The organism is Pantoea sp. ICBG 828, from assembly GCF_002928355.1.
Taxonomy (GTDB): domain Bacteria; phylum Pseudomonadota; class Gammaproteobacteria; order Enterobacterales; family Enterobacteriaceae; genus Pantoea; species Pantoea dispersa.
Genome location: NZ_POWN01000004.1, coordinates 444,153 through 456,004 on the forward strand (window position 1 = coordinate 444,153; position 11,852 = coordinate 456,004).

Annotated in this window: 8 protein-coding genes; 7 read left to right on the top strand and 1 reads right to left on the bottom strand. The window is 59.2% G+C overall.

The window, feature by feature from the left end:
* Positions 1-5 precede the first annotated feature (5 nt).
* From C1Y43_RS12445 to speB, 4 genes are all read left to right on the top strand, one after another.
* Positions 6-1,457, top strand: a complete 1,452-nt coding sequence (locus tag C1Y43_RS12445; RefSeq protein WP_031279469.1) for a TolC family outer membrane protein — start codon at positions 6-8, stop codon at positions 1,455-1,457.
* Positions 1,454-3,637 (top strand): type I secretion system permease/ATPase, encoded by a 2,184-nt coding sequence (locus C1Y43_RS12450; protein ID WP_104188382.1) that lies wholly within the window; start codon positions 1,454-1,456, stop codon positions 3,635-3,637. The genes C1Y43_RS12445 and C1Y43_RS12450 overlap by 4 nt, the downstream gene beginning before the upstream one ends.
* Positions 3,637-4,860: an HlyD family type I secretion periplasmic adaptor subunit gene (locus C1Y43_RS12455; protein WP_369974314.1), complete on the top strand. Its 1,224-nt coding sequence runs from the start codon at positions 3,637-3,639 to the stop codon at positions 4,858-4,860. Before C1Y43_RS12450 ends, C1Y43_RS12455 begins: the two co-directional genes overlap by 1 nt.
* Positions 4,861-4,993: 133 nt before the next feature.
* Positions 4,994-5,914 (top strand): agmatinase, encoded by a 921-nt coding sequence (gene speB / locus C1Y43_RS12460; RefSeq protein ID WP_021506644.1) that lies wholly within the window; start codon positions 4,994-4,996, stop codon positions 5,912-5,914.
* 199 nt (positions 5,915-6,113) lie between these two features.
* On the opposite strand, the gene C1Y43_RS12465 is transcribed toward speB, so the two are convergent.
* A complete protein-coding gene (locus tag C1Y43_RS12465) occupies positions 6,114-6,869 on the bottom strand; it encodes a M48 family metallopeptidase (RefSeq protein ID WP_021506645.1) in 756 nt (251 codons plus the stop codon).
* Between the two features lie 273 nt (positions 6,870-7,142).
* Here C1Y43_RS12465 and tkt point away from each other — a divergent pair, with 273 nt between their 5' ends.
* From tkt to pgk, 3 genes are all read left to right on the top strand, one after another.
* Positions 7,143-9,134 carry a transketolase gene (gene tkt / locus C1Y43_RS12470; RefSeq protein WP_058757105.1) on the top strand — a complete coding sequence of 664 codons (1,992 nt, stop codon included), beginning with the start codon at positions 7,143-7,145 and terminating at the stop codon, positions 9,132-9,134.
* Positions 9,135-9,532: 398 nt separating this feature from the next.
* The gene (gene epd / locus C1Y43_RS12475) at positions 9,533-10,552 is read left to right on the top strand and encodes an erythrose-4-phosphate dehydrogenase (RefSeq protein WP_104093684.1); all 1,020 of its coding nucleotides are present in this window, start codon (positions 9,533-9,535) and stop codon (positions 10,550-10,552) included.
* Positions 10,553-10,603: 51 nt separating this feature from the next.
* Complete coding sequence (gene pgk / locus C1Y43_RS12480) at positions 10,604-11,767, top strand: phosphoglycerate kinase (RefSeq protein WP_021506648.1); 1,164 nt, start codon at positions 10,604-10,606, stop codon at positions 11,765-11,767.
* The last annotated feature ends 85 nt before the right edge of the window (positions 11,768-11,852 follow it).

Below are 11,852 nucleotides of genomic sequence, written 5' to 3' on the forward strand. Positions count from 1 at the left end.
AATCGATGGATCTGATGCAATCAGGCGCAACAACTCGCCGTACCTGTAAGCTCAGCGCCCTGTGTGCTGGCATTGTGTTTTTTCACAGTTCTCATCTTATGGCTGCCAGTGATGCCGTGACGCAGGCGGGGCGCATAACCTCAGCCGGTCTGGCGCAGCAGCAGGATCTTCCCTCCTTAACCGGTCAGGTGGCCGAACCCGCGCTGGCTAACGTGCCGGATACCTTAACCCTTAACCAGGCAGTGCAGCGTGCCATCCAGTGGCATCCGGACATCGCCCAGGCGATTGGCAAAATGCTGGAGCAGGCCAGCCAGGTCGATGTGGCGCAGGCCAAATACTATCCGCAAATCAGCGCCGGGATGAACAACGGCTACAGCAACGCCTACAGCGAGAAAGGCTTCAGCCCGTCATTTGTGCTGTCGGTATCACAGATGCTGTATGACTTCGGCAAAGTCAGCAGTTCGGTGCGCTCCGCCGAAGCCGGGGTGGCGCAGGAGCAGGCCAGCGTGCTGGTGAGTATCGATACCGTCGCGCACGACACCGCCGCCGCGCTGGTGCAGGTGCAGGGCTATCAGCAGCTGGTGAAGATCGCCCAGGATCAGCTGACGGCGCTGAGTAAGATTGGCGATCTGGCGCGTCAGCGCAATGAAGAGGGGGCGGCATCGCTCTCGGACGCCACCCAGACCGACGCGCGTATCGAAGGGGCGCGCACCACGCTGACCCAGTATCAGGCCAGCCTCAACCGCTGGCGTGCCACGCTGGCCAGCTATCTCGGCTGGCCGCTGGTGAAAAAGGTCAGCGATGCGTTTCCGCCCAGCCTGACGCGCGCCTGCGCGGTGGGCAAAGCTGACGACAAATCCAATCCGGCGGTGCTGGCGGCATGGGCGCAGGCACGGCAGGCGCAGGCTAAACTGGATAACGCCAACGCGCAAAATTTACCCACCATTTCGCTGGAACCGCAGGTCACGCATTACCTCAACAATCACTACTCCGGCAGCGAAACGCTCGACCGCACCCAGTATTCCGCGTTCGTTAAAGTTGAGATGCCGCTGTATCAGGGCGGCGGCATTACCGCGGCGCGCGATGCGGCGGCCAGCGCGCTGCAGGCGGCCAATGCGGCGGTGAACTCGGCGCGTCTCAAAGCGCAGCAGCAGCTCAGCGAATCGCAAACCGAAGCGCTGAGCCTGTCGCAGAGCCTGGCGATCATGTCGCGTCAGCAGACGCTGGGCGAGAAGACGCAGCAGCTGTATCAGGACCAGTATCTGCAGCTCGGCACCCGTCCGCTGCTGGACGTGCTCAACGCCGAACAGGAAGTGTTTCAGACGCGCTTCGCCATGCAGCAAACCATCAGTCAGTTACGTTCACTGCAGCTCGACTGCTTATACAGCACCGGGCAGATGCGGTCAGCGTTTGCGCTGAATAACCAGCGCATCCAGTCCGTGGAGATCCAGCCATGACGCAATTACAGATTCCGGACGCCCCCAATGGCAATCCCGCCAGCGCCGCCGATGGCGAGGTGCCGCTACACGGCTGGGCCACCGCCATTATTCTCATCGCGACCCATTATCGCCTGCCGTGCTCGCCGGGCATGATCATGGCTGCCAGCGAATGGCAGGGCAAACAGTCACGTGATAAAGCGCTGCGCCATCTGGCGCGTCAGGCCGGGCTGTCGCTGCAGCTGTATGAAGAGCATCAGTGGGAGATCAGCAGCTGGCGCTTGCCGCTGGCGGTGGAACTGAGCGACGGCCAGGTTGGCGTCATCACCAGCTTTGATGGCGATGACACGGTGCGCGTGCACCTGGCCGGCGATGAACAACCGGCGCCGATCGCGCTGAACACGCTGCTGCCGCAGATCCGCTACGCCGCGGCGCTGCGTCCGGTGACGGCCGCCAAAGATAGCCGTGTCGATCGCTATCTCGCCACGGTCAGGCCCGACTGGCTGCGTCGTCTGGTGCTGCACGACATGCGTCCTTACGGCTACGTGATGCTGGGATCGTTCCTGATCAACCTGCTGGCGCTGGTCGGCATCATCTTCTCGATGCAGGTGTACGATCGGGTGATTCCGGCGCAGTCGTACCCCACGCTGTACGTGCTGTATATCGGGGTGATCCTCTCGGTGGTGTTCACCTATATTCTGCGCGTCGGTCGCGATCACGTCACCGATCTGCTCGGCAAGCGCGCCGATATGCGCGTCTCCGATCGCGTGTTCGGCCACGCGCTGCGGCTGCGTAACAGTGCGGTGCCGCGATCGACCGGTACCTTTATCTCGCAGCTGCGCGAGCTGGAAGCGGTGCGCGAAATGGTGACGTCGACCACGGTGACTGCGATCGTCGATATGCCGTTCTTCCTGCTGTTTATGCTGGTGATGGCGATCATCGCGCCGCAGCTGGCGTGGATCGCGCCGGTGGCGGTGCTGCTGATGATCCTGCCCGGCGTGCTGAGCCAGAAAAAACTGGCGAAGCTGGCGCAGCAAAACCTGAAAGAGTCGACGCTGCGCAACGCGGTGCTGGTGGAGAGCGTGCAGGGGCTGGAAGATATCAAGCTGATGCAGGCGGAGGACCGCTTTCTGCAGCAGTGGAACAGCTATATCCGCATCACCGCGCAGTCGGGCGTCGAGATGCGCAAAGTGATGCATGCGCTGATCAGCTGGGGCGTCACCATTCAGGGACTGGTGTACGCCAGCGTGATCGTGGTCGGGGCGCCGATGGTGATCAACGGCGATATCACCACCGGGGCGATTGTCGCCGCGTCGCTGCTGTCTTCGCGCATGATTGCGCCAATGGCGACGCTGTGTGGCGTGCTGGCGCGCTGGCAGCAGGTAAAAGCGGCGAAGAGCAGCCTCGATGCGCTGATGAATCTGCCGGTGGAGAACAGTAAAGACGAAACGCGCATTCACTGTCCGGTGCTGTTTGGCCACTATCAGTTCACCGATGTCATGTTCCGCTACTACAGCGATTCGCTGACGGTGGCGCTGCGCATCAAGACGCTGACCATCAAGCCGGGTGAGCGCATCGCCGTGCTGGGGCGCAACGGCTCCGGTAAATCCACGCTGCTGCAGGCGATGGCCGGCGGCATGGATCTGGTGGGCGGCGAGCTGCGGCTGGACAACCTCAGCCTGCCGCATATTGATGTCGCGGACGTGCGGCGCAACGTCGGGCTGCTGACGCAGAACGCGCGGCTGTTCCACGGTACGCTGCGGGAAAACCTCACCATGGGCGCGGCGCACGCCACCGACGAAGCGATTTTTGCCGCGCTGACGGTCAGTGGCGGGGCCGATTTTATTCGCCGTCTGCCGCTCGGGCTCGATCATCCGATAATGGAGGGCGGCGTCGGGCTGTCCGGCGGTCAGCGCCAGTCGCTGCTGCTGGCGCGCATGCTGCTGCGCGATCCTAATATCGTGCTGCTGGATGAGCCGACCGCTTCGCTCGACGATCATACCGAGAAGGATTTTATTGAGCGGCTGGGCGCCTGGCTGAATGGCCGCACGTTGATCGTGGCGACGCACCGCGCGGCGATTCTGTCGCTGGTGGATCGCATACTGGTGCTGAAAGAGGGGCAGCTGGTAATGGACAGCCCGAAAGAGAACGCGCTGCCGGCACCGCGCGCCAGCGGAGCGGCGGGGGAGGGACAGGCATGATGAAACAATTGCCGGCAAAACTGCGGCTGGTGACCGCCGCGGAAGTGGATTCGTCCGACGATCTGCTCGGTGAACTGAAATCGGAAAGCCACTACACCGGCGCAGTGCGGCTGATCGTCATCAGCACGGCGCTGATCGTGGTGGCGCTGGTGTGGGCGTGGTTTGGCATGCTGGATGAGGTCTCAACCGGCACCGGGAAGGTGATCCCCAGTTCGCGCGAGCAGGTGCTGCAGTCGCTGGAGGGCGGCATTCTCACGGAACTGTATGTGCATGAGGGCGATCGCGTGCAGGCCGGGCAGATCGTGGCGAAACTGGATGCCACGCGCTCGCAGTCCAGCGTCGGCGAGAGCGCGGCGCGCTACCGGGCCGCACTGGCAGCGGCTTCGCGCCTGCGTGCGGAAGTGAACGATGATCCGCTCACGTTTCCCGCCGAGCTGAAGGGCTACCCGGATCTTATCGCGGCGGAAACCCGGCTGTATAACACCAAACGCGCCCAGCTCAATGATGCAACCCGGCAGTTTAAGGAGTCGCTGGCGCTGGCTAATCGCGAACTGGCGATCACCCAACGGCTGGCGAAAACCGGTGCTGCCAGCAGCGTGGAAGTGCTGCGCTTACAGCGCGATAAGTCCGACCTCGAGCTGAAACTTACCGATATGCGCTCGCAGTATTATGTGCAGGCGCGCGAAGAGCTGGCGAAGGCCAGCGCCGAAGCCGACAGCCTGGCGCAGGTGATTAAAGGACGCGAAGATACCGTAACGCGTCTGACCATTCGCGCGCCGATGCGCGGCATCGTGAAAAACATCAAAGTCTCGACGGTGGGCGGGGTGATTCCGCCCAACGGTGAGTTGATGAACATCGTACCGATGAACGATCGGCTGCTGATTGAAGCGCGCCTGTCGCCGCGCGATATTGCTTTTATCCATCCCGGCCAGCGCGCGGTGGTAAAAATCTCCGCTTACGATTACGCCATCTACGGCGGCCTGAACGGCGTGGTGGAAAGCATTTCGCCGGATACCATCCAGGACGAAGTCAAACCGGAGATTTACTACTATCGCGTATTTATTCGTACTGATAACGACTATGTGCAGAACAAGGCTGGCCGGCGCTTTGCCATCAGCCCTGGCATGGTATCCACCGTGGATATCAAAACCGGCGAGAAGAGCATCATGGATTATCTGGTCAAACCGTTTAACAAGGCCAAAGAGGCGATGCGCGAGCGCTAATTGCGATGCGCGGCAATCTCGGCGATAATCACGCCCATCAATCCCTTCCTCGTCGGGCCTAACGACGCGGAGGGGATTTTTTTCATCTATACCTTAACTGGCTAACCGATTTAAGGATTTAAGAGGACTCGTTATGTACAACACGCTGGGCAATCAGTACGACAACTCCCTGGTTTCTAACGCCTTCGGTTTCATGCGTTTTCCGCTGAACTTCCAGCCTTACGACAGCGACGCCGAGTGGGTGATTACCGGTGTGCCGTTTGATGCCGCAACGTCAGGCCGGCCGGGCAGCCGTTTAGGGCCGGGGGCGATCCGTCAGATCTCTACTAACCTGGCGTGGGAAGGCTGCCGCTGGCCGTGGGATTTCGATCTGCGTCAGCGCCTCAACGTGGTGGACTGCGGCGATCTGGTGTACGCCTTCGGTGATTCACAGGATCTGTCCGACAAGCTGCAGGCGCACGCGGAAAAGCTGCTGGCGAACGGCAAGCGCATGCTGACTTTTGGCGGTGATCACTATGTCACGCTGCCGCTGCTGCGCGCGCACGCCAAACACTTCGGCAAGATGGCGCTGGTGCACTTCGATGCGCATACCGATACCTACTCCAACGGCCCGACTTTTGACCACGGCACCATGTTCTACACTGCGCCGCAGGAAGGGCTGATCGATCCGCAGCATTCGGTGCAGATTGGTATCCGTACTGAGTTCGATAAGAGCCTGGGCTTCAACGTGCTGGACGCCGCGCAGGTTAATGACCGCAGCGTGGATGACATTCTGGCCGAAGTGAAGCGCACCGTGGGCGATCTGCCGGTGTACCTGACGTTTGATATCGACTGCCTCGATCCGGCCCATGCGCCAGGCACCGGTACGCCAGTGATTGGCGGCCTGACCAGCGATAAAGCCACAAAGCTGATTCGCGGCCTGCAGGGTATGAACATTGTGGGGATGGATCTGGTGGAAGTGGCACCGGGCTACGATCACGCCGACCTGACCTCACTGGCCGCTGCCACGCTGGCGCTGGATATGCTGCACGTGCAGGCGGCGAATAAAGGTTAAGCGGCAGTGCGGACGGCTGCCCTCACCCTGACCCTCTCCCCCAGGAGAGGGAACCGATCGAGCGGGCGGTGAGAACAGCACGGACTGCTCCCTTTCCCGCGTGCGGGAGAGGGAACCGATCGAGCGGGCGGTGAGAACCGCACGGCCTGCGCCCTCTCCCGCGTGCGGGAGAGGGCTGGGGTGAGGGGAAGACCGGCTACTACTTACCATCCGCCGCGATGCGGTCGCGAATATGCTGCGCGCGCGACTCAGAATCCGGATGCGAGTCAAACATTGAGCTCTGGCGGCCCTGATCCAGCTTCGCCAGCTTCTCGAAGCTGGTCGCCAGACCAAGCGGATTAATGCCGCGCTTCTTCAGCAGATCGTACGAATAGTCATCCGCCTGCGACTCCTGGGTCTGTGAGAACTGCGCGTTAACCAGCTTCTCGCCCATCTCGCCCAGCTGTGACTGCGACAGCGAACCGATCACGCCACCCACCGACGCCGCAGCGTTGCGTGCCGCCGTGGTCGCGAAAGCCACCTGCATCGCTTTGCGCGTATGGCCTAGCGCGACGTGGCCCATTTCATGGCCGAGCACGCCTTCCACTTCGTTGTCGCTCATCATATCCATCAGACCGCTATAAACGCGGATACAGCCATTGGCCATCGCCCAGGCGTTGACGTCTTTGGTCAGATACACCTTGTAGTTGGCCGGTACGCCGTTGATGTTATCGCCCAGCGCGGCGGCGATTTTGTTCAGCCGCTGCTGATAGCTGCTGTTGGCCGGCGCCAGCTGGTTCTCTTTATCCATCTGGGCACATGACTGATCGCTCAGCTCTTTAACCTGGGCATCATTCAGTGAGTAAGCCTGAAACGCCTGCGCGCCAGACTGCAACAGTGCGTTGTTATCCATTCCTTCGCAGCCGCTCAGCAGCGAAACCATTCCCAGCGCGACAACCATGGCGCGAATTTTCATATCAGCATCCTTTGAGTAACAAGTAGAGAAAACAAACACCTGAAAAACCACGCAGGTGTTTAAACGCATTGGTTATAGCGTGCCAGGGGCGGATTGGCTAGCAGACAGGCCCCGAAATGCAACCCTGAACCGCAGATTTAGCATCCTGATACATGTACTTTTGCCCCGATTTTCATGTACATTGATGTGCGACTTTTTTCTCGCTTCGCCTTATAACTCATTAATTACAATCAGTTAAGCGTGGCGGAGCATTAATCCGACCTGGAGTAGAAGATGCCCTCTCGTAAAGAGCTTGCCAACGCCATTCGCGCGTTAAGTATGGATGCAGTACAGAAAGCGAAATCGGGACATCCGGGTGCCCCAATGGGCATGGCCGATATCGCTGAAGTGCTGTGGCGTGATTTCCTGAACCACAATCCAACTAACCCGCTGTGGGCAGATCGCGACCGTTTCGTGCTGTCCAACGGCCACGGCTCGATGCTGATTTACAGCCTGCTGCACCTCACTGGCTATGACCTGCCGATGAGCGAGCTGCAGAACTTCCGTCAGCTGCACTCTAAAACCCCAGGCCACCCGGAATACGGCTACACCGCAGGCGTAGAAACCACCACCGGCCCACTGGGTCAGGGCATCGCGAACGCCGTGGGCTTCGCCATTGCTGAGCGCACGCTGGCGGCGCAGTTCAACCGTCCGGGCCATGACATCGTAGACCATCACACTTACGTGTTCATGGGCGACGGCTGCATGATGGAAGGCATCTCGCACGAAGTGTGCTCCATCGCCGGTACCCTGAAGCTCGGCAAGCTGGTGGCGTTTTATGACGACAACGGCATCTCTATCGACGGTCACGTGGATGGCTGGTTCACCGACGACACCGCCAAACGCTTCGAAGCCTACGGCTGGCACGTGGTGCGTGGCGTGGACGGTCACGACGCCGACGCGATCAAAAAAGCGGTAGAAGAAGCCAAAGCGGTCACCGACAAGCCATCGCTGCTGATGTGCAAAACCATCATCGGTTTCGGTTCCCCGAACAAAGCCGGTACGCACGATTCGCACGGTGCCCCGCTGGGTGACGACGAAATCGCGCTGACCCGTAAACAGCTGGGCTGGAACTACGCGCCATTTGAGATTCCTTCTGAAATCTACGCACAGTGGGATGCCAAAGAAGCCGGCCAGGCGAAAGAGAAAGCCTGGGACGAGAAGTTTGCTGCTTACGCCGCTGCGCATCCGGAACTGGCCACAGAGTTCAAACGCCGCGTGAACAACGAGCTGCCCGCTAACTGGCAGGCGGAATCGCAGAAGTTCATCGAGCAGCTGCAGGCTAATCCGGCAAAAATCGCCAGCCGTAAAGCATCGCAGAATGCCATCGAAGCTTTCGGTAAGCTGCTGCCGGAATATCTGGGCGGCTCGGCTGACCTGGCACCAAGCAACCTGACCATGTGGTCCGGCTCGAAGCCGATCAATGAAGATGCCGCAGGCAACTACATTCATTACGGCGTGCGTGAGTTTGGTATGACCGCCATCGCCAACGGTATCGCGCTGCACGGTGGCTTCCTGCCGTACACCGCAACCTTCCTGATGTTCGTCGAGTACGCGCGTAACGCGGCACGTATGGCGGCGCTGATGAAAATCCGTCAGGTGATGGTTTATACCCACGACTCTATCGGTCTGGGTGAAGATGGCCCGACGCACCAGCCGGTTGAGCAGATGGCCAGCCTGCGCACCACCCCGAACATGAGCCTGTGGCGTCCGTGTGACCAGGTGGAATCTGCGGTGGCATGGAAATACGCTATCGAGCGCGTTGACGGCCCATCAGCCCTGATCTTCTCGCGTCAGAACCTGGCGCAGCAGGATCGTAGCGCTGAGCAGCTGGCTAACGTGGCGCGCGGTGGTTACGTGCTGAAAGATTGCGACGGCACGCCGGAGCTGATTCTGATTGCGACCGGTTCTGAAGTTGAGCTGGCGGTCGGCGCTTACGAGCAGCTGAGCGCGGAAGGTCGTAAGGTGCGCGTGGTGTCCATGCCGTCTACCGATGCGTTTGATAAGCAGGATGCGGCTTATCGTGAGTCTGTGCTGCCGAAAGCAGTTGGCGCACGCGTTGCTATCGAAGCCGGTATTGCGGATTACTGGTTCAAGTATACCGGCCTGCACGGTGCCATCGTTGGCATGACCACCTTCGGTGAGTCAGCGCCAGCTGAGAAGCTGTTCGAAGAGTTCGGCTTCACCGTGGCCAACGTGGTGAAAACCGCGAAATCGATTCTGTAATTTCGCGTAACCCGTCGCGCCGCTGCGCGTTGTAGCGGCGCGATTCATCGCGCATTTCTGCTGCCATCCTCATGCTTTACCACGCGCAATAAATTGCGCCGCGACACCGATGTGCAGATCGGCGGCCGTGTTATTGCCTGAACCTGAAACGGTTCAATTATTCCTGCAGTAATAATTGTCATTGCCTGAATTTGTGACGCAGATCCAATAATCAGCAGCACAGTTGATCGCAATCATTCCTGTTATTCCTTCCATGCTTTATTCTCGCTGAACCGTTTCAGTTGCAGCCGTGTGCTCTCTGTCAGCAACCGTAACCGGGCAAGAATTCCCTGTACAAAACGCAGCGAAACGCTCAAGGTATTTGGCACGTTTTTTCAGGTGTGGCTGCAGGAAGTGAGATGACCATTCGTATCGCAATAAATGGTTTTGGTCGTATCGGGCGCAACGTGTTGCGTGCGCTGTATGAAACCGGTCGCCGGGCGGAAATCACCGTAGTGGCGATTAACGAACTGGCGGAAGCGGCTGGCATGGCGCATCTGCTGAAGTACGACACCAGCCACGGCCGCTTTGCCTTTGAGGTACGCCAGGAGCGCGATCAGCTGTGGGTTGGCGAAGATACCATCCGTATCCTGCATCAGGCTGAGATTGCCGCGCTGCCGTGGCGCGAGCTGAATGTCGATATCGTGCTGGACTGCACCGGCGTGTACGGCAGCCGCGACGATGGTGAAGCGCATCTGCAGGCTGGCGCGAAGAAAGTGTTGTTCTCGCATCCCGGCGGCAACGATTTGGATGCCACCGTAGTGTTCGGCGTTAACGAACAGGCTCTTAAACAAACTGACCGCATTGTCTCCAACGCATCCTGCACCACCAACTGTATTATTCCGGTGATCAAGCTGCTGGATGACGCCTTTGGCATTGAGTCGGGCACCGTGACCACCATCCACTCGGCGATGCACGATCAGCAGGTGATTGACGCGTATCACAGCGACCTGCGCCGTACCCGTGCCGCCAGTCAGTCGATCATTCCGGTCGATACGCGTCTTGCCGCTGGCATTACCCGTATTTTTCCGAAATTTAACGACCGCTTCGAGGCTATCGCGGTGCGCGTGCCTACGATCAACGTGACCGCCATTGATCTGAGCGTTTCGGTGCGCCAGGCGGTGAAGGCGTGTGAGGTCAACGCGTTGCTGCAAAACGCGTCAGAGGGGGCATTTCGTGGTATAGTTGACTATACGGAATTACCGTTAGTCTCAGTAGATTTTAACCACGATCCGCACAGTGCCATAGTGGACGGCACGCAAACGCGGGTCAGCGGTCACCACCTGATCAAAACCCTGGTCTGGTGTGACAACGAATGGGGCTTTGCTAACCGCATGATCGACACCACGTTAGCAATGGCCGCAAGCGGTTTCAGGTAAGACGCGGACTGCGTCTGGCAAAACTTATGAGAATCAACGAGAGGGTTCACCATGTCTGTAATTAAGATGACCGATCTGGATCTTGCTGGTAAACGCGTTCTGATCCGTGCCGATCTCAACGTACCAGTGAAAGAAGGGAAAGTGACGTCAGATGCACGTATTCGTGCTTCTCTGCCTACCATCGAAGCGGCGTTGAAACAGGGCGCGAAAGTGATGGTTACCTCTCACCTGGGTCGCCCGACCGAAGGTGAATACAACGAAGAGTTCTCCCTCCTGCCGGTTGTTAACTACCTGAAAGAAAAACTGAACGGCACTAACGTGACCCTGGCGAAAGACTACCTCGACGGCGTGGAAGTGGGCGCGGGTGAACTGGTGGTGCTGGAAAACGTTCGCTTCAACAAAGGCGAGAAAAAAGACGACGAAACCCTGTCGAAGAAATATGCCGCGCTGTGTGACGTGTTCGTCATGGATGCATTCGGCACCGCGCACCGCGCGCAGGCGTCCACTCACGGCGTGGGCAAATTCGCTCCTATCGCCTGTGCCGGTCCGCTGCTGTCTGCCGAACTGGAAGCGCTGGGCAAAGTGATGAGCAATCCACAGCGTCCGCTGGTTGCCGTGGTGGGTGGTTCTAAAGTGTCGACCAAATTCGACGTGCTGCAATCGCTGGTGAAAATCGCTGACACCGTGATTGTCGGTGGCGGTATCGCTAACACCTTCGTGGCGATCGACAACAACGTCGGCAAATCGCTGTACGAGCCAGACTTCGTTGAGGCCGCTAAAGGCCTGCGCGACCAGTACGGCATTCCGGTACCGACCGATTCACGCGTCGGCACGGAATTCTCCGAAACTGCCCCGGCAACCGTGAAAAAGGTTTCCGAAGTAGCGGATAACGAAGAAATTATGGACTTCGGTGACGAAACCGCACAGAACATGGCGAAACTGCTGAAAGACGCAAAAACCATTCTGTGGAACGGTCCGGTTGGCGTGTTTGAGTTCCCGAACTTCCGTAAGGGCACCGAAATCGTTGCCAACGCTATCGCAGACAGCGACGCGTTCTCTGTTGCCGGCGGCGGTGATACCCTGGCGGCTATCGACCTGTTCGGTATCGAGGACAAAATCTCCTACATCTCTACCGGTGGCGGTGCGTTCCTCGAGTTCGTGGAAGGCAAAAAACTGCCGGCAGTTGCCATGCTGGAAGAACGCGCGAAGCAGTAATTTTTGGGGGCAGCGCTTCGGCGCTGTCTGAAGGCTTGCCCGCTGTGGGCGAACAGATCGCATTCCCATTGGGGAGTGGACGATA